Genomic DNA, 17,096 nt, shown 5'->3' on the forward strand with positions numbered 1-17,096 from the left:
AGGAGCCACACACCATGCCGCAGGATTATCACCACGGCGTACGCGTCATCGAAATCAACGAGGGCTCGCGCCCGATCCGCACCGTGTCGACGGCTGTCGTCGGCATCGTCTGCACGGCGTCCGACGCCGACGCCACCGCATTCCCGCTCGACACGCCGGTTCTTCTGACCAACGTCGTTGCCGCACTCGGCAAGGCCGGCACCAAAGGCACGCTGCGCCGCACCCTCGACGCGATCGGCCGGCAGACCAAGCCCGTCACGATCGTCGTGCGCGTCGCCGAAGGCAAGGACGCCGCGGAAACGACGACCAACGTGATCGGCGCCGTCACCGCCGACGGCAAGTACACCGGGATGAAGGCGCTGCTCGGCGCGCAGGCGCGCTTCGGCGTGAAGCCGCGCATCCTCGCGACGCCGGGCCTCGACACGCAACCCGTCGCCGCCGCACTGGCGTCGATCGCGCAATCGCTGCGCGCGTTCGCGTATGTCTCGGCCAACGGCGCCAAGACGAAGGAGGAAGCCGTCTCCTATCGCAAGCAGTTCAGCCAGCGCGAGCTGATGGTGGTCTGGCCGGACTTCCTCGCGTGGGACGACGCGACCAACAAGACCGTCGTCGTGCCGGCCACCGCGTATGCGGCCGGCCTGCGCGCGAAGATCGACAACGACACGGGCTGGCACAAGACGCTGTCGAACGTCGGCGTGAACGGCGTCACCGGCATCAGCGCCGACGTGTCGTGGGACCTGCAGGATCCGGCGACGGACGCGGGCTTCCTGAACGAGCAGGACGTGACGACGCTCGTGAACCGCAACGGCTTCCGCTTCTGGGGTTCGCGCACGTGCTCGGACGATCCGCTGTTCGCGTTCGAGAACTACACGCGCACCGCGCAGGTCATCGCCGATTCGATCGCCGAAGCGCAGATGGCCATCATCGACGGCCCGCTCAACCCGTCGCTGCCGCGCGACATCATCGAAACGATCAACGCCAAGTTCCGCGAATGGATCTCGCAGGGCTACCTGATCGGCGGCTCGGCCTGGTACGACCCGGAGCCGAACACGACGGACGTGCTGAAGTCCGGCAAGGCGTATCTCGACTACGAATACACGCCGGTTCCGCCGCTCGAAAACCTGATGCTGCGCCAGCGCATCACCGACCGTTATCTCGCCGATTTCGCCGCGCGCGTGAGCGCGTAACGACCGGCCTCACCAGGAGTCAAACACGATGGGTATGCCTCGCAAACTCAAGGGATTCAACCTGTTCCAGAACGGCGAGAACTTCGTCGGCCAGGTTGTCGAAGTCACGCTGCCGAAGCTCACGCGCAAGATGGAGGACTACCAGGGCGGCGGCATGAGCGGTCCGATCAAGATCGACTTCGGGCAGGAAGGGATCCAGCTCGAATGGACCTGCGGCGGCTTCATGCGCTCCGTGCTCGGTCAATACGCGATCACGAAGCACGACGGCGTGCTGCTGCGCTTCGCCGGCGGCTATCAATCCGAGGATTCGACCCATGTCGACGCGATCGAGATCGTGATCCGCGGCCGCCATAGCGAAATCGACCCGGGCACCGCGAAGTCGAAGGAAGACACCGCGTTCAAGGTCACGACGGTCGCCAGCTATTACAAGCTGTCCGTGAACGGCCAGGACGTGATCGAGATCGACTTCGTCAACATGATCGAGAAGGTCAACGGCAACGACCTGTTCGCGGCGCTGCGCAACGCGATCGGGCTGTAATCCGCCGCCCGGCCGGTTACGCCGGCCGGGCCGGCCCGCGCCCTCCCCCCGACAGATCACACACAGGACCACCATGAATCCGATGCAACCCGACGCCGCCGCGAACGACCTGCAGGCCGATGCGCCCGCCGTGGCCGCCACCGCGACGCCCGAACAGGACGATCCGGCCACCCACACGCTCGATACGCCGCTCGTGCGCGGCAACCAGACGATCACGTCGATCTCGCTGCGCAAGCCGAAATCGGGCGAACTGCGCGGCGTGTCGCTGTCCGACCTCGTCAGCCTCGACGTGGCTGCACTGTCGAAGGTGCTGCCGCGCATCAGCTCGCCGATGCTGACCGAAGCCGACGTCGCCAACATCGACCCGGCAGACCTCGTGCAACTGGGAGGCATCTTCGCCGGTTTTTTGATGCCGAAGGCCGTGAAATCCCGACTGGCCTCCCAGACCGCATAGAAGACCCGATGGCGGACATCGCGACGGTGTTCGGCTGGACACCGCCCGTGATGGACGCCTTCAGCCTGGCCGAGCTGATGGACTGGCGCGAGCGCGCGCGAGTGCGTGCCGGCGCCCAATGAGCGAAACGATCGACGATGGACAACACCACGAAACTGCGCGTCATGTTCGACATGGTCGACAACATGACGAAGCCCCTGCAAATGATGCTGACCGGCAACCGGGGGCTGGCCGATTCGCTGCGGGCCACCCGCCGCGAGCTGGACGACATGGCGAAGACGCAGAAGCGCATCAGCGAGTTTCGCGACCTGCGCAGCGGTGTGGCGCGAACGGCGACCGACCTCAAGGCGGCGAAGATGCGCGCCGGGGAGCTGCGCGTGTCGCTGCGCGAGTTCGGTCCACCGTCGCGCCAGATGATCGACGACTTCGCCAGGGTACAACGCACCGCCACGGATCTGACGGCCACGCAAGGCAGGCAGGTCTCGCGCATCCGCGAACTGCGCACCCAGCTCGTCGGCGCGGGCATCGACACGCGCCATCTCGACCAGCACGAATTCGCGCTGGCCACGAACAGCGCGCGACGCAGGTCGAAGATGACGGCCGACACGGACGCGTTCGACGACGCGCGCCGCAAGCGCGCCGAAGCCAGGCGCGCGAAGATCGACGCGCTGAGCGGCATCGGCGAGAAGTGGGCGAAGCGCGGCGAGTCGGTCAAAAGCGTCGGCAAGAACATGCTCGGCATGCTGTCCGATCCGCTCGACGCCGCGAAGCAGGCCGAAAGCGAAACGCTGCGCATGCGTGCGCAAGGCGCATCGGCCGACGCCGTGAAGTTCGCGCGCGCGCAGCAGGCCCGGGGGCAGTCGACCGTCGACAACCTGGCGCTGATGCGCGAATCGCTGACCGCGCTCGGCGGCGACGAACAGCATGCGCGGGTCGCGCTGCCGCTCATGTCCTCGATGAAATTTGCGAACGAGGCGCTGTACGGCAAGGACGACGCGAAAGCGAACGTCGACAAGTTCATGAGCATGCTGAAGGTGATCGACCTGCGCGGCGGCACGAAGAGCGAAGCGGCGTTCGGCGCCGAAGCGAACATCGTGCAGAAGATGCAGACGGCGACCGGCGGCAAGGTCAGCGGCGACGAGTGGAACAACTTCGCCGAATCGGGCGGTAACGCGGCGAAGAAGTTGCGCACGGACGCGTTCTATTACCAGATGCAGCCGCTCATCGAGAAGCTTGGCGGCAAGTCGGCCGGCGCAGGCCTGGCCGCGCTGTCCGGCAGCGCGCTCGAGGGCAAGGCGACCGCGCTCGCCGCGCAACGGCTGGCGGCACTCGGCCTGGTCGATCCGAAAGGGCTCACGCACCGGAAGAACGGTGCGATCGGCGGGCTCAAGCCGGGCGCGCTGGCAGGCAGCGACATGCTGCAGGCGTCCCCGTTCGAGTGGCTCGAAAAGGTGCTGCTGCCGAAGCTGGCCGCCAAGGGGATCACGCGCCCCGACAAGGTAAAGGCCGAGCTGGCGAAACTGTTTCCCGACAAGGCCGCGGGTAACCTGCTCACGACGATGTACGACCAGCGCGAGCAGATCCACGACACCGAGCGGCAAAGCGCCGCCGCCGACGGCATCACCGGAATGCGGGCGAAGGCCGCGGATTCGACCGCGGGCCGCGAGCTCGCCGTGCTCGCGCAGTTGCGCGACCTGAAGCTCGAGATCGGCGAGAAGATCACGCCGATGTACAACGCGGCGCTGGACGTCACGGCCACTGTGCTCGGGAAGATCGTGAAGTTCGTGCGCGAACACGGCACGGCCACCCGCATCCTCGTCACGGCCTTCGCAGGGCTGAGCGGCGTCCTCACCGTTGCCGGCACGCTGGCAAGCGTCTTCGGCAACGTGCTCGGGTCGGTGAACGTGCTCCGCTTCGCGACGTCGATGGTCGGCGCGCTCAGGCTCGTCGGGCAGGCATTCATGCTGCTCGGCCGGCTGGCGATGGCGAACCCGCTGCTGGCCGTGATCACGCTGATCGCCATGGCCGCCCTCTACGTCTGGCAGAACTGGGACACGCTCGGCCCGAAGTTCCTCGCGCTGTGGGAAACCATCAAGGACGCGTTCGGCGCGGCCAGCAACTGGATCACCGCAAAATGGGACGCCACCGTCGAGTGGGTGAAGACCGCGCTCGGCGGCATCGGCGACTGGTTCGGCGACCTCGGCACGCGCTTCCAGGAAATCGGCGCCAGCCTGGTGTCGGGGCTCGTCGATGGCATCAAGAGCCGCTTCGCCGCGCTGAAGGAGACGGTCGGCGGCCTGGGCAGTTCGATGCTCGGCTGGGTCAAGGAAAAACTCGGCATGCAGGCTTCGACCACGCCCGACGACGGCACGGCAGGCGCAGCCGCCGGCGCCCCGTCGCTCATGACCCGCACCGCCGCCGCGCTCACGACCACCGCCGCGCTGGTCGGCCCGCCCGCGTTCGCCGCGAGCCCGGCGATCGCCGCTGCCGCCCCGCTCGCGCGCTACAGCGTGTCGCTCGACTACCGCCCGCCGCTCACGACGCCGGCCGCCGCTGCCAGCAGCGCCGCCCCCGCGGCCGGCCCCGTCACCATCAACATCGCGCCGCCGCCGGGCGCCGATGCGGCCGAGATCGCGCGCATGGTGCGCGCCGAGCTCGAACGCGCCGAACGCGCGAAGGCGTCGCGCGCCGGCTCGCGCCTGTCCGATTGATCGTTCGTTGAAGGAAACCCGCCCATGATGATGTCGCTCGACCAGTTCGTTTTCAGCCTGGCGACCACGCCTTACCAGGAGCTTCAGCGCCAGCGCAACTGGAAGCACCGCACCAGCTCGCGCATCGGCGTGCGCGACGCGAGCCAGTTCACCGGCGCCGGCGACGACACGATCACGCTCACCGGCATCGTCGCGCCCGACAACGGCATCGGCGAGATCGCGTCGATCGACGCGCTCGCCCGCATGGGCGACGCCGGCGACGCGTACGTGCTCGTCGACGGCAACGGCAACGTGTACGGCGCATACGTCATCGACAGCCTCAACGAAACGGCCACGTATCACACGAAGGAAGGCATTCCGCGCAAGATCGCGTTCACGCTGACGCTGAAGCGCGTCGACGACGGCGTGCTCGCCGAAGCGCAACAGGACGACGAAAGCGGAGCAGCCGAGCAATGAGCACGCAGGAACGCAAGCCGGGCGACGCGCAGGCCCGCGCGGGCCGCGTGCAGCCGCAGGCCGACTATCGCATCACGCTCGACGGCCGCGACCTGTCGCGCCTGATCGCGCCCAACCTCATCAGCCTGTCGCTGTCGGAATCGCGCGCGGACGAGGCCGACATGCTCGACCTGGTGCTCGACGATGCACAGGGCACGTTCGCGATTCCGAAGCGCGGCGCCAGCATCAAGCTGTCGATCGGATGGGTCGGCGAACCGCTCGTCGACAAGGGCGCGTTCACGGTCGACGAAGTCGAGCACAGCGGCGCACCAGACGTCATCACGATCCGCGCACGCTCGGCATCGATGACGAACGACATGCACGAACGCCGCGAAAAAAGCTGGCACCGGCAGACGATCGGCGCAATCGTGCGAACCATCGCCGCACGCTATGGGCTCACGGCCGCCGTCGACGCGACCCTCGCCGCGACGCGGATCGACCATGTGGACCAGACGCAGGAGTCCGACATGTCGTTCCTGACGCGCCTCGCCAGGCGTTACGACGCGGTGATGACGGTGAAGGACAAGCACCTGTTGTTCACGCCGATCGGCAGCGGCAAGACGGCCAGCGGCAAATCGCTCGACGTGCTGGCGATCACGCGCGCGAGCGGCGACCAGCATCGCTATCACGTCGCGCAGCGCGACAGCTACACGTCGGTGCGCGCGCACTATCACTCGAACGGCAGCGCCAAGCGACTGTCGGTGGTCGTCGGCGATGCCAAAGGCAAGAACGCCAAGGTACTGCCCGAGGATTACGCGACCGAGGCCGAGGCCCGTGCGGCCGCGCAGGCCGACTATGCGCGCACGCAGCGCGGCCAGTCGACGCTGAGCTATACGCTCGCGCTCGGCCGGCCCGAACTGTTTCCCGAGATGCCCGTCACCGTGACGGGGTTCAAGCCGGACATCGACAACACACCGTGGCTGGTGAAGAAAGCGACGCATACGATCGGCGAAGGCGGGTTCACGACCGCGCTCGAACTCGAAGTGCGCGACGCGCCGAAGAAACAGTCCCGCTCCGGCAAGCGCTGACCGGCGGGCCGGCGGCGGAACGGCCGCCATGCGCGATCGCACGTCGTCGATCGCGGCGGCGCATTCGGGATTTCGGCGGGATGGGAGGCGAGGCAACGCGCGGGAGGCGCGGCTCGGATTCGCTGCGGCGGCCGGAGCGAATGCCGGCCTGCGAGGATCAGGGGTGGTCGCGGTTCAGCTCGATTGCTGACGCCCGCCGAGTGTCATGCGCACGTCGCGCGCGTCGCCGCATTGCTGCAAGGTGGCACGCGCATCGCGCAGATTGGCCATCGCCTGCAGCGCGGCCTCGAGCACCTGCCCGACCGACAGCATCGCGTTGTCGATCGCGGCGTGCGCGTCGGCCCGCTCGTCGTCGGTCAGGTCCGAACGATATCGCGGCGGGCCCATCGTCAATCCACGCGCGTCCGCGCGATGGTCGGCATGCGCCGACGCGCCGATCGTCCCGTTGTCGTGCTTCCTGTTGGTGTCCATTTTTCCGGTCTCCGCAAACTCAGTCATCAACCGGGGGCCGCCTGACACGACGACGCGCCTCGGAACGCCCCGCCGCCAGCTCACCGGCTTTCAGAATGCTAAACCAATACTGTATGGATATACAGTGTTTCGTCCGATTTTATCCGATGCCCTTGCGCGGTGCGCCGAGGGCGCCGCCGCGGCATCGAGAAACGGGGAGATGGATCGCCGCTGCCGTCGTACATGCAACGGATTGAATCGGGTAGGGGCCGGCCGCGCGTGTCGCGCCGCGTGCATGCGTGCCTGATGGCGTTGCGGGGCGTCGCCACGCCGCCGCGTTACTTCTTCGGTTGCTTCGTCGCGCGTTCGGCCTTCAGCCGTTCGATTTCGGCCATCGCACGATCGACGTTTTCCGCCGTGCGCTGATCGAGCGCCGCGCGGCGCTTCTCCGGCACGCGCTTCGCACGCCGTGGCGCCGCGGCCTGCACCATCGCGCCCGTGCTGATGCAGCTCGCGAGGAACGCGTGCAGCGATGCCTTGCCGGCGTCGTTGAGCTGCCGGTACATCGCGAGCACGTCGGCTTCGTCCGCGTCACGGGTGCCCGCCTCCGTCGCCGCCTCGCCGGCAACGAGCCGCTCGCCGGTCAGCACGTAACCGATATCGACGCCGATCGCGCGGACGGCCAGCAGATAGGTCGCGTCGGGAGCGCGCTCATCCGACTCGTACGCCGATTGCGAGCGTCTCGCGACACCGCCCACGGTCGCAAACTCGTCCTGGCTGAGCCCGATCCGCAAGCGCTCGTCCCGCAAGCGACTCCCGATTTGTGTCATAAATTACCCATTAACAATTGACGCGCTGTTTTTTGCTCATTAGACTAGCCTCACCGTAACGCAAGACTAACTCCGCAAAGTATACCGACCATGACCACTTCCAAAGGCCCACGCCGTTCGCCGCGCGGCACGATGTCGGACAAGCCCGTCTACGTGGGGCTGACGCCCGTCGAGCGCGGCGAGCTCGAGCAGCTCGCGGCGCAGCGCAACCGCTCGATCTCGAGCATGGCGCGCGAACTGATCCGCATCGGCGCCAGCCATCTGCGCGCGATCGCGGCACCCCGCTCCCGCGGCGCGCGCCACTGAGCCGGAACGCCTTCATGTCCGCTGCTTTCGAATGCACCCGACCGTCCGCGCCCGCAGCGTCGATTGTGAGCTGCGCGAGCGCCCGCATCCATCCGCCGTCCGGCCAACGCTGCAGCCTGGCCGGCCGCACGCCCCGCGACCGGACCGGCCGTGCGCGGTCTCCCGCCCGGAGTGAGCCCTCATGCGCATCCTGAACCGCTGCCCGCACTGCCGCACGCGCGCCACCGCACGCAGCAGCCGTGAAATGTCGCTGACCTTCCGCGAAATCACGTTCCAGTGCTCGAATCCGGAGTGCGGCCACACGTACGTCGTCAACATGGAATTCGCGCGCACGCTGTCGCCGTCTGCGATCCCGAACCTGTCGTTGCAGTTGCCGCTCTCGCCGCACGTGCGCGAACGCCTCGCCGCGCAGCTCGAGCTGCCCGTCTGACGCCCTAACCCGTCACCCTCTTCCGCTTCCCTCGCATCGTGCCTGTACGGCGCGAGGGATCGTTTTTGCCATTGAAAGGATTCCTCATGATCTCGAACCGCGCGGGCCGCGGCCCGGAGGCACCCGGCATGAACCGCCACGCCGAACCCGCACCGCACGACGTTGCGCTCCGGGCCGCGATCGCGGCGGCCGCCGACACGCTGTGCTTCGATCACGCGCCCGGCAGCGTCACGCGTCAGCACACGCTCGGCCGCTTCGTGTCGGCGCTCGCCGATCGCCTCGCGCTCGGCTTCCCGCAATCCGCCGCCGCGCTGCGCGCGCTCGCCGCGTCACCGGCCACGACGGGCAATCCCGCGCAACCCGCACAACCGCAACCCGAACGGCAGCAATGACGACGATGGCTTCGATCGACGAACTGAAACGACACATCGACCTGCACGACCTGGCGGGCCGTCTCGGCCTGAAGCGCGGCCGCGGCGGCGACCGCGCGCTCTACCACTCGCCGCAGCACGCGGACCGCAGCCCGTCGCTGTCGATCTATGCGAACCACCCGAAGTACGGCACCGGCTGGCGCGACCACAGCGCCGATGCCGGCGGATCCTGCATCGACCTGGTGATCCACGCGCGCGGCGGCACCGTCGCCGACGCCGTCCGCTATCTCCACGACGCGTACGGCCTCCCGTCCGAGCGGCCGGCACCGGCGGAGCGTCGCGAGAAATCGACCGTCGAGTACATCGCCGACCGGTGCGCGGCCGAGCGCGAGCGCGTGCGCGACTACCTCGGCGGCCGCGGCATTGCCGCCGCGGCGATCGACGCGGCACTTGCCGCGCGCACCCTCGGCTTCAATTCGTGGACGAGCCCGAAGATCGCCGCCGGCGAAGTCGGCCACGGCGGCCCTGCGGCCGCCTTCATCGTGCGCGCACCAGGAGACGCACGCGTCGTCGCCGTCGACATGCGCTACGTCGATCCCGCCCTCAACGGTGACGTCAAGACGCAGACCCAGGGCGACAAGGCCGGCTACGCGTGGACCGCCGACGCGCGCCGGCTCGACCGCGCGAAGCGCGTGGTCGTCGTCGAGAGCGCGATCAACGCGCTGTCGATCGACACCTGCGCGCTGCCCGGCACGGCCGCGCTCGCGCTGCGCGGCCTGGCGAACGTCGAGCGCATCGACTTCACGTTCCTGCGCGGCAAGCAGGTCACGATCTGCCTGGACAACGACGAGCCGTTCGCGGACGGCCACCCGCGCGCCGGGCAGCGCCCCGGCCCGGAGGCCGCGTGGGCTCTCCACGAACGGCTGACGGCACTCGACATCAGCGCCGTGCTGGTCGACCAGTCGGACTGGCTCGCGGATCTGGCGGACGGCGACGCCGCACGCACGCCGATCAACGACGTGAACGACTACCTGCAACTGCGCGGCCCGGCCGGCCTGGCGCGCGCGCTCGACCAGCTCGAACCCTGGCTGGTCGCGGGCCTGCCCGGCGACGCGTCGCGCCGCGGCCGGCCGCGCATCTTCCTGCCGCCGCACGACTTCGCGCAGTACTGGCGGTTTCGCGTGCGGCCGGATTTCACGAGCTACATCACCAAGATGGATCGCAACGAGGAATCGGGCGTCGACACGCCCGTGACGACGGATCTGTGCGGCTTTCGCATCGCCGGCATCAGCCGCGTGGCCGTCGCGAGCGCCACCTCGACGATGACGGGCGACGCCGACCAGGCGCCCACCGTCTACTTTGCGGTGTCGGTGCAGGCGCCGCGGCACGGCGCGCAGCTGATCCGCCGCGTGATGCTCGACGACCAGCTGCACAACGTCGACCAGTGGGGCAAGTTCGGCCCGATCTGGGCGCCTGCGCCGTTCAAGCGGATGGTGAACATCCTGGAGCGCGGCGCCGACCTGGGCGCGCGCCGCGCCGCGAACTTCGTCGGGCTCGCGTGGCGCGACGGCCGGCTGATCGTCAACGAAGGCCCCGACTGCTACTTCACCGAAGCGGACAAGCAGTGCCCGTACCACAACCTGACGTTCCCGGGCGGCCCGGTGAGCGATGCACGCCGCGTGATCTCGGCCTACCAGACGACGTTCCGGCAGAACGCCGCGACGATCCCGCTCGTGTGGGCGCTCGGCGGCCATCTGAAGGCGCTGCTCGGCTTCTGGCCGCACCTCACGATCCAGGCGAACAAGGGCGCGGGCAAGTCGACGCTCATCAAGCGGCTCGAGCGCTCGCTCGCGTTCACGATGTTCTCGGGGCAGTCGCTGCAGACCGAGTTCCGGCTGCTGACCAGCATCAGCCACACGAGCCACCCGGTCGGCTGGGAAGAGCTGTCGGCCCGCCGGCAGGACGTGATCGACAAGGCGGTCGGGCTGCTGCAGGAGAACTACCAGTACACGGTGACGCGGCGCGGCACCGACATGACCGAATACCTGCTGTGCGCACCCGTGATGCTCGCCGGCGAGGACGTGCCGGTGCGCAGCCTGCTCGGCAAGCTCGTGCGCACGACGCTGACCGGCAAGCGCGGGCCGCTGCTGCCCGACGACCTGCCGCGCTTCCCGGTCCGGCAATGGCTCGACTTCCTGACCGGGCTCGACCGGCGTGCGGCGCTGGATCAATACGCGACGCTGCGCGACAAGGCGCTCGCCGGCTGCCGCGCCAGCGGCGAGGACGACGGCGCGCGGCGCATGGCCGGCAACTACGCGGCGGTCGGACTCGCATGGCGCTACCTGTGCGAGTTCGCCGGCATGGACCCGAGCGAAGGCGATTTCCCGCGCGACCTGATCGCCGAGATGAACGGCCACGTCGCGGAAACGAGCGCCGACCGCGAACCGTGGGTCTGGATCATGGAGACGGTGCTGTCCGAAATCGACGGCGGCAACTACAAGCATCCGTACACGTTCGACACCGTCGACGGCGAGTTCTGCCTGCTGCTGCGCACCGGGCACGTGATGGATCACCTCGCGCACACGAGCGCGCTACGCGACAAATGGAACGGCCTGCCCGTGAAGTCCGACCGCGTGTTCAAGGCGCAGCTCAAGCACGCCGGTGTCGTGGTCGGCGAGAAGGAGGTCGAGCGCCGCATCTACATGCGCCGCGTGCCGTATCTGACGCCGGTGTCGCTCGAGCGCCTGGCCGCATTCGGCCTGCACGTGTCGGTTCGCGAGGACCTGGCGACCGACGCGCTGCAAGGAGGCCGCGCATGACCCGCGCCCCGGCAACCCGGCTGGCGGGCTCCGGATGCGACGGGGAGCCGGCAGGCAGCGCATGCGAGTCGTGGATTTCGGCGGTCGATGCTCGCAAGTCCTTGATTGTCGAGGGAACTGCCGCCTTGCGTTGCACGGCAATCGCCACGAGTCACACCGCTTTTGCCATGAGTCCGGCTGACCCGCGGGCCGCGGCGGCCTCCTTTTCTTCTCTCTTCAAAGTATTGAAAGAAAAGAAGAAAGAGGACGCGGAAGCCGCAGCAACCGGCCGCCATCGCACACCACGAGTCGGGCGCGCGCTGCCATCGGTCGCGATCGATGCCGCCGTTTCGCGCCACGGGTCCGGCGCGGCCGCCACGCGTGAATGATGGCAACCGATGGCAATCAAATCTCTTGAATATCAACGTGTTATGCGCACTTCACACGCCATCCATCATTCCACGAGTTGCGCTGCGTGCCAGCCCGGCGCACGGCCTGCCGACGACGCGAACGCGGCGACCGTCGACTTGCCCGGCGCCGCGGCCCTGCTCGGCGCGCATCCCGAAACGGTGCGCCTGAAGGCCCGGGCCGGCATGCTGCCGGGCCGCAAGGTCGGCAAGCGCTGGATCTTTTCCATCATGGCCCTGCAGCGCTACCTCGCCGGGGAATGGCTCCCGAGCGCCGCGCAGGACGATCGGCAACAGCAACAGGAAACCCGCCCATGTCGCTCTACAAACGAACAACCAGCCCGAACTGGCAATACAAGCTGTACCCCCCTGGCGGCGGAACGCCGATACAGGGAAGCACTGGCACCCGCGACAAAGCGCAGGCCCAGGAATTCCACGACCGGCTGAAGGTCGACCTGTGGAACCAGGCGCGGCTCGGCACGAAGCCGCGCCATTCGTGGAACGATGCGGTCGTCCGTTACGTGGGCGAGCGCTCGGGCCTCGCGAGCCTGGAGACGTCGAAGATCCATCTGCGCTGGCTCGACCGGCACCTGTCCGGCGTCGCGCTGGCCGATATCGACCGGAGCCGCGTCGATGCGATTGCGCTCGCCAAGCGTCGCGAGCCGCGCACGGTGCGCACGCGCCACGGTGTCGTCGAGACCGGCCGGCCCGTCAGCGACGCCACCGTGCGCCGCGTGATCGGCGTGCTGAAAGCCGTCCTGAACGCGGCCGTCGAATGGGAATGGCTGGCGCGCGCGCCGGTCACCAAACGCGCGAAGGTCGTCTCGAAACGCATCCGCTGGCTGACGCCGGCCGAGGCGGAGCGGTTGCTCGCCGAACTGCCCGCGCACCTCGCCGACATGGCGCGCTTCAGTCTCGAGACCGGCTTGCGCCGCGCCAACGTGACCGGGCTGCAGTGGTCGCAGGTCGACCTCGCGCGGCGCGTCGCCTGGATCCATCCCGATCAGGCCAAGGCCAGGAAGGCGATCACGGTGCCGCTGTCGGACACCGCGATCGCCGTGCTGCATCGTCAGCGCGCGACCCCGCGGGCGCCGGACTGCACGGACAGCGTGTTCGTCTATCGCGGCAAGCCGGTTCACCAGACGGCCACGGCCGCCTGGGCCAAGGCGCTGCAGCGCGCCGGCCTGCACGACTTCCGCTGGCACGACCTGCGCCACACCTGGGCGAGCTGGCACGTGCAGCGCGGCACGCCGCTGCAGGTGTTGAAGGAACTGGGCGGATGGGAAACGATGGAAATGGTGCAGCGGTACGCGCACCTGTCGGCCGATCATCTGGCGCAATGGGTCGCGCCGCTGACGGCCGAGCCGATGCCGATCCCGGCTGCAATTTAGCTGCAACGGTGCTGCAAGACGATGGGGGAAAACCGCTGAAAACCTGATCAGGCTTGGCGCGCCCGGCTGGGATCGAACCAGCAACCCCTGCCTTCGGAGGGCAGTACTCTATCCATTGAGCTACGGGCGCGTGAGACAGTGAAGCGACCCCATATTACAGGCCGCCCACGATTGGCAAGACGGCAAGGATACCCGGTTTCCCAAGACGCGTCCACCTTGCCCGCCGAATCGCCGCCGGGCCATGCTGCGTGCGGGTAAACACGCGCCATCGGACCGCTCGCCGTGATGTAAACGTTCCGTCTATAATCGTCCGTGCTTCATTGGACTGCCATTTTGCCGTTGCACCGCGCTCACAATTCCTATTCATGGAGACGAGGCAAGCATGAGCGAAGCACCCCACGAATCCCCCGTCAAAACACCCGGGCAGCTGATTGCCGTCATCATCGCGTCGTTCGCGATTCCGATCATCCTGATCGTCCTGTTCGCCAACTATGCGAACCATGCGTTCCGTTCCGGCGCCGGCACGGACGCGCTATCCGACGAGCAGGTCGCCGCGCGGATCGCGCCACTCGCGAAGGTCGACGTGAAGGACGCCAACGCGCCCCGCACGTACAAGACCGGCGAGGAGGTCTACAAGGCTGTCTGCGTGACCTGTCACGGCACGGGCGCCGCTGGCGCACCGAAGTTCGGCAACAAGGACGACTGGGCGCCGCGCATCTCGCAAGGCTTCGACACGCTGCTGAAGACGGCCCTCGCCGGCAAGGGCGCGATGCCGCCGCGCGGCGGCACGAGCCCCGACGACGTCAGCGACTATGAAATCGCCCGCGCGATCGTCTACATGGCGAACAACGACGGCGCGAACTTCCCCGAACCGGCCGCACCGGCCGCCAATGCAGCGCCCGCCGCCGGCGCCGCCGCATCGGGCGCCGACGCGTCGAACGCGCAGGCTGCCGCTGCAATGGCCGCGATCGCCGCGATCCCGAAGGCCGGCGAAAAGCCCGCCGCCGCTCCGGCCGCCGATGCGGCAACGGCCGGCAAGGCGCTGTATTCGTCGACCTGCGTGGCCTGCCACGGGGCCGGCGTACTCGGCGCACCGAAGTTCGGCAGCAAGGAGGACTGGGCGCCGCGCCTGAAGGACTCGATGGATTCGGTCTACAACTATGCGCTGCACGGCAAGGGCGCAATGCCGCCGAAGGGCGGGTCGAACGCGTCGGACGCCGACGTGAAGGCGGCCGTCGACTACATGGTCAACGCGTCGAAGTAGCCGCGCCGGGCCATCCGTAAAAAACCCCCGCGACGCACGCGCATCGCGGGGGTTTTGTCTTTCCGGTCCACCGGACCGCCGCATCACTTCTGCAGCAATGCCTTCAGGCTCGCGAGCCGGTCCTTCGGCGACATCGGCGCCTCTTCCGGCGTCGGCGGCGGCGCTTCGTCGAGCCCCATCTCCGGGATGAAACGCGACGGCTCGCACACCACCGTCTCACGCGCCCGCTTGCGCTTCTTGCACCAGTTCAGGTGCAGGCTGCGCTGCGCGCGCGTGATCGCGACGTACATCAGCCGGCGCTCTTCCTCGATCCGCTCGCTGTCGATCGGGCCGTCGTCCTCGCTGCCGCCTCGGTGCGGCATGATGCCCTCCTCGACGCCGACCAGGAACACGTGCGGATACTCGAGCCCCTTCGACGCATGGACGGTCGACAGCCGCACGGCGTCCGGATCCTCTTCCTTGCCCTCGAGCATCGACATCAGCGCGACGGTCTGGATCAGGCCGAGCAGGTTCTTGCCCGTATCGGCAAGCCCGTCCGCGTTGTGGAAGCCTTCGGCCTCGCCGTCGACGGCCTCCGTCTCGGGCTTGGTACCCTTGCGCTTCAGCCATTCGAGGAATTCGAGCACGTTCTGCCACTTCGACTGCGCCTGCCGCTCGTCGAACGCGTCGTACAGGTACGCCTCGTAGTGGATCGCCTCCATCATGTCGTCGAGCACGACGGTCGCGGGCTCCTTGTCGGCGCGCTCGGTCAGGCGCTGGATGAAATCGCAGAACATCCGCAGCGGCTCGACCTGGCGCGCCGACAGCCGCGCCTCGATCCCGCCCATGTACACGGCCTCGAACAGCGACACCTTCGCCTGCCCGGCGAACGAGCCGAGCGCCTCGAGCGTCGTGTTGCCGATCCCGCGACGCGGCGTCGTGATCGCGCGGATGAACGCGGGATCGTCGTCGGCGTTCGCGATCAGCCGCAGATACGCGCACAGATCCTTGATCTCGGCCTTGTCGAAGAACGACTGGCCGCCCGACAGCACGTACGGGATCCGCTCGCGCCGCAGCACCTGCTCGAAGATGCGCGCCTGGAAGTTGCCGCGATACAGGATCGCGTAGTCGCGGAACTGCGCGCGCCGCTCGAACTTGTGCGCGGACAGCCGGAACACGACCGATTCGGCCTCGTGCTCCTCGTCGTTGCACGGCGTGACGGTGATCGAATCGCCCATCCCGTGCTCGGACCACAGCTTCTTCTCGAACAGCTTCGGGTTGTTCGCGATCACGTTGTTCGCGGCGGTCAGGATCCGCACCGTCGACCGGTAGTTCTGCTCGAGCTTGATCAAGTGCAGCTTCGGGAAATCCTTGCCGAGCTGCGCGAGGTTCTCGAGCGTCGCGCCGCGCCAGCCGTAGATCGCCTGGTCGTCGTCGCCGACCGCCGTGAACGCGGCGCGCGGGCCTGCGAGCAGCTTCACCAGCTCGTACTGGCACGCGTTGGTGTCCTGGTACTCGTCGATCAGCAGGTAGCGCAGCTTGTTCTGCCAGCGGTCGCGTACCTGCTCGTTCTTCGCGAACAGCTCGGCCGGCAGGCGGATCAGGTCGTCGAAGTCGACCGCCTGGTACGCATGCAGCGTCGCGACGTAGTTGCGGTAGACGATCGCAGCCTGGTGCTCGTCCTCGTTGGCCGCGATCGCCATCGCCTCGTCGGGCATGATCAGACCGTTCTTCCACAGCGAGATGATGCTCTGGATCTTGCGGATCAGCCCCTTGTCGGTCGTACCGAGCTGCTCCTGGATCATCCCGAAGCAGTCGTCCGAATCCATGATCGAGAACTGCGGCTTCAGCCCGACGTGCTCGGCCTCCTGCCGCAGGATCTGCACGCCCAGCGAATGGAACGTGCAGACGGTGAGCTGGTTGACGGGCACCTTGCGGCCTTCCTTGCCGGGCGTGGTGAGCGTCTTGCCCTCGAGCAGCTTCGACACGCGCTCGCGCATTTCGGCGGCCGCCTTGTTCGTGAACGTGACGGCCGCGATGTGGCGCGGCTCGAAGCCTTTGGCTTCGATCAGGTGCGCGATCTTCTGCGTGATCACGCGGGTCTTGCCGCTGCCCGCGCCGGCGAGCACGAGACAGGGACCGTCGAGGTAGCGCACCGCTTCGTTCTGAGCGGGATTGAGGCCTGCTGACATGATGGCGGATGGTGTTGCGGTTGACGGCGGAGCGCCGGGAGGATGCCGTGCGCGGCAGGCTGGCGAAGCAGGCGGACACGCGGGCAGGACGCGCATGTTAACACGTCGGCGGCGCGTATTTCGGGAGCGCCGCCGGACGGGGCCGCGCAGGCCGACCGGCCGGGCGCGCCCTGTCCGTCCGGCCAATCCGGCCCCGTTCGCGCACCGATCGGCCACAATATGTTTCCCCCGGCGCCGCCCGCTCCGGCCCGATTTCATTCGCCTG

Annotated in this window: 18 protein-coding genes and 1 tRNA gene; 15 read left to right on the top strand and 4 right to left on the bottom strand. The window is 68.1% G+C overall.

Features of this window, described 5'->3' with window-relative positions; genetic code table 11:
- Positions 1 to 14 precede the first annotated feature (14 nt).
- From BLA15945_RS22470 to BLA15945_RS22500, 7 genes are all read left to right on the top strand, one after another.
- Positions 15 to 1,187, top strand: coding sequence for a phage tail sheath protein (locus BLA15945_RS22470; RefSeq protein WP_174993411.1), 1,173 nt, complete (start codon positions 15 to 17; stop codon positions 1,185 to 1,187).
- Positions 1,188 to 1,215: 28 nt separating this feature from the next.
- Positions 1,216 to 1,725: a phage major tail tube protein gene (locus BLA15945_RS22475; RefSeq protein ID WP_174993412.1), complete on the top strand. Its 510-nt coding sequence runs from the start codon at positions 1,216 to 1,218 to the stop codon at positions 1,723 to 1,725.
- Between the two features lie 73 nt (positions 1,726 to 1,798).
- Positions 1,799 to 2,179, top strand: coding sequence for a phage tail assembly protein (locus BLA15945_RS22480; RefSeq protein ID WP_059232735.1), 381 nt, complete (start codon positions 1,799 to 1,801; stop codon positions 2,177 to 2,179).
- An 8-nt stretch (positions 2,180 to 2,187) separates the two neighbouring features.
- On the top strand, positions 2,188 to 2,301 hold the full coding sequence (locus BLA15945_RS22485; RefSeq protein ID WP_006484104.1) for a GpE family phage tail protein: 114 nt from the start codon (positions 2,188 to 2,190) through the stop codon (positions 2,299 to 2,301).
- Between the two features lie 15 nt (positions 2,302 to 2,316).
- Positions 2,317 to 4,890 (top strand): phage tail tape measure protein, encoded by a 2,574-nt coding sequence (locus BLA15945_RS22490; protein ID WP_174993413.1) that lies wholly within the window; start codon positions 2,317 to 2,319, stop codon positions 4,888 to 4,890.
- Positions 4,891 to 4,914: 24 nt separating this feature from the next.
- Entirely contained in the window at positions 4,915 to 5,346 is a 432-nt protein-coding gene (locus tag BLA15945_RS22495) for a phage tail protein (RefSeq protein ID WP_059232737.1), read from the top strand.
- Complete coding sequence (locus tag BLA15945_RS22500; protein ID WP_174993414.1) at positions 5,343 to 6,413, top strand: phage late control D family protein; 1,071 nt, start codon at positions 5,343 to 5,345, stop codon at positions 6,411 to 6,413. The genes BLA15945_RS22495 and BLA15945_RS22500 overlap by 4 nt, the downstream gene beginning before the upstream one ends.
- Positions 6,414 to 6,587: 174 nt before the next feature.
- Here the strand turns inward: BLA15945_RS22500 and BLA15945_RS22505 are convergent, their stop codons facing one another.
- Both BLA15945_RS22505 and BLA15945_RS22510 read right to left on the bottom strand, forming a co-directional pair.
- Positions 6,588 to 6,884, bottom strand: a complete 297-nt coding sequence (locus BLA15945_RS22505) for a hypothetical protein (RefSeq protein WP_059232739.1) — start codon at positions 6,882 to 6,884, stop codon at positions 6,588 to 6,590.
- Between the two features lie 317 nt (positions 6,885 to 7,201).
- Entirely contained in the window at positions 7,202 to 7,693 is a 492-nt protein-coding gene (locus BLA15945_RS22510) for a helix-turn-helix domain-containing protein (RefSeq protein WP_226196739.1), read from the bottom strand.
- 90 nt (positions 7,694 to 7,783) lie between these two features.
- Here BLA15945_RS22510 and BLA15945_RS22515 point away from each other — a divergent pair, with 90 nt between their 5' ends.
- From BLA15945_RS22515 to BLA15945_RS22540, 7 genes are all read left to right on the top strand, one after another.
- Positions 7,784 to 7,999, top strand: a complete 216-nt coding sequence (locus tag BLA15945_RS22515) for a hypothetical protein (protein ID WP_059232740.1) — start codon at positions 7,784 to 7,786, stop codon at positions 7,997 to 7,999.
- 181 nt (positions 8,000 to 8,180) lie between these two features.
- On the top strand, positions 8,181 to 8,429 hold the full coding sequence (locus tag BLA15945_RS22520; RefSeq protein ID WP_006485448.1) for an ogr/Delta-like zinc finger family protein: 249 nt from the start codon (positions 8,181 to 8,183) through the stop codon (positions 8,427 to 8,429).
- A 128-nt stretch (positions 8,430 to 8,557) separates the two neighbouring features.
- The gene (locus BLA15945_RS22525) at positions 8,558 to 8,821 is read left to right on the top strand and encodes a hypothetical protein (RefSeq protein ID WP_174993448.1); all 264 of its coding nucleotides are present in this window, start codon (positions 8,558 to 8,560) and stop codon (positions 8,819 to 8,821) included.
- A gap of 5 nt (positions 8,822 to 8,826) precedes the next feature.
- Positions 8,827 to 11,619, top strand: a complete 2,793-nt coding sequence (locus tag BLA15945_RS22530; RefSeq protein ID WP_174993449.1) for a toprim domain-containing protein — start codon at positions 8,827 to 8,829, stop codon at positions 11,617 to 11,619.
- A complete protein-coding gene (locus BLA15945_RS22535; protein WP_174993415.1) occupies positions 11,616 to 11,987 on the top strand; it encodes a hypothetical protein in 372 nt (123 codons plus the stop codon). Before BLA15945_RS22530 ends, BLA15945_RS22535 begins: the two co-directional genes overlap by 4 nt.
- A 42-nt stretch (positions 11,988 to 12,029) precedes the next feature.
- Positions 12,030 to 12,452 (top strand): helix-turn-helix domain-containing protein, encoded by a 423-nt coding sequence (locus BLA15945_RS38040; protein ID WP_407045109.1) that lies wholly within the window; start codon positions 12,030 to 12,032, stop codon positions 12,450 to 12,452.
- The gene (locus BLA15945_RS22540; RefSeq protein ID WP_407045110.1) at positions 12,365 to 13,396 is read left to right on the top strand and encodes a tyrosine-type recombinase/integrase; all 1,032 of its coding nucleotides are present in this window, start codon (positions 12,365 to 12,367) and stop codon (positions 13,394 to 13,396) included. The genes BLA15945_RS38040 and BLA15945_RS22540 overlap by 88 nt, the downstream gene beginning before the upstream one ends.
- 54 nt (positions 13,397 to 13,450) lie before the next feature.
- Here the strand turns inward: BLA15945_RS22540 and BLA15945_RS22545 are convergent.
- A tRNA-Arg gene (locus tag BLA15945_RS22545) sits at positions 13,451 to 13,526 on the bottom strand.
- 252 nt (positions 13,527 to 13,778) lie between these two features.
- Between BLA15945_RS22545 and BLA15945_RS22550 the strand changes: the two genes are divergently transcribed.
- The gene (locus tag BLA15945_RS22550) at positions 13,779 to 14,660 is read left to right on the top strand and encodes a c-type cytochrome (protein WP_174993416.1); all 882 of its coding nucleotides are present in this window, start codon (positions 13,779 to 13,781) and stop codon (positions 14,658 to 14,660) included.
- Positions 14,661 to 14,743: 83 nt separating this feature from the next.
- Here BLA15945_RS22550 and BLA15945_RS22555 read toward each other — a convergent pair whose 3' ends face one another.
- Positions 14,744 to 16,831 (bottom strand): UvrD-helicase domain-containing protein, encoded by a 2,088-nt coding sequence (locus tag BLA15945_RS22555; protein ID WP_059232762.1) that lies wholly within the window; start codon positions 16,829 to 16,831, stop codon positions 14,744 to 14,746.
- Positions 16,832 to 17,096: the final 265 nt, after the last annotated feature.

Source organism: Burkholderia arboris (genome assembly GCF_902499125.1).
Taxonomy (GTDB): Bacteria; Pseudomonadota; Gammaproteobacteria; order Burkholderiales; family Burkholderiaceae; genus Burkholderia; species Burkholderia arboris.

Bases quoted from the DNA above. Each gene is read 5' to 3' on its own strand.
- BLA15945_RS22470 (WP_174993411.1), top strand. From the start codon at position 15: ATGCCGCAGGATTATCACCACGGCGTACGCGTCATCGAAATCAACGAG.
- BLA15945_RS22475 (WP_174993412.1), top strand. From the start codon at position 1,216: ATGGGTATGCCTCGCAAACTCAAGGGATTCAACCTGTTCCAGAACGGC.
- BLA15945_RS22480 (WP_059232735.1), top strand. From the start codon at position 1,799: ATGAATCCGATGCAACCCGACGCCGCCGCGAACGACCTGCAGGCCGAT.
- BLA15945_RS22485 (WP_006484104.1), top strand. From the start codon at position 2,188: ATGGCGGACATCGCGACGGTGTTCGGCTGGACACCGCCCGTGATGGAC.
- BLA15945_RS22490 (WP_174993413.1), top strand. From the start codon at position 2,317: ATGGACAACACCACGAAACTGCGCGTCATGTTCGACATGGTCGACAAC.
- BLA15945_RS22495 (WP_059232737.1), top strand. From the start codon at position 4,915: ATGATGATGTCGCTCGACCAGTTCGTTTTCAGCCTGGCGACCACGCCT.
- BLA15945_RS22500 (WP_174993414.1), top strand. From the start codon at position 5,343: ATGAGCACGCAGGAACGCAAGCCGGGCGACGCGCAGGCCCGCGCGGGC.
- BLA15945_RS22505 (WP_059232739.1), bottom strand. From the start codon at position 6,884: ATGGACACCAACAGGAAGCACGACAACGGGACGATCGGCGCGTCGGCG.
- BLA15945_RS22510 (WP_226196739.1), bottom strand. From the start codon at position 7,693: ATGACACAAATCGGGAGTCGCTTGCGGGACGAGCGCTTGCGGATCGGG.
- BLA15945_RS22515 (WP_059232740.1), top strand. From the start codon at position 7,784: ATGACCACTTCCAAAGGCCCACGCCGTTCGCCGCGCGGCACGATGTCG.
- BLA15945_RS22520 (WP_006485448.1), top strand. From the start codon at position 8,181: ATGCGCATCCTGAACCGCTGCCCGCACTGCCGCACGCGCGCCACCGCA.
- BLA15945_RS22525 (WP_174993448.1), top strand. From the start codon at position 8,558: ATGAACCGCCACGCCGAACCCGCACCGCACGACGTTGCGCTCCGGGCC.
- BLA15945_RS22530 (WP_174993449.1), top strand. From the start codon at position 8,827: ATGGCTTCGATCGACGAACTGAAACGACACATCGACCTGCACGACCTG.
- BLA15945_RS22535 (WP_174993415.1), top strand. From the start codon at position 11,616: ATGACCCGCGCCCCGGCAACCCGGCTGGCGGGCTCCGGATGCGACGGG.
- BLA15945_RS38040 (WP_407045109.1), top strand. From the start codon at position 12,030: ATGCGCACTTCACACGCCATCCATCATTCCACGAGTTGCGCTGCGTGC.
- BLA15945_RS22550 (WP_174993416.1), top strand. From the start codon at position 13,779: ATGAGCGAAGCACCCCACGAATCCCCCGTCAAAACACCCGGGCAGCTG.
- BLA15945_RS22555 (WP_059232762.1), bottom strand. From the start codon at position 16,831: ATGTCAGCAGGCCTCAATCCCGCTCAGAACGAAGCGGTGCGCTACCTC.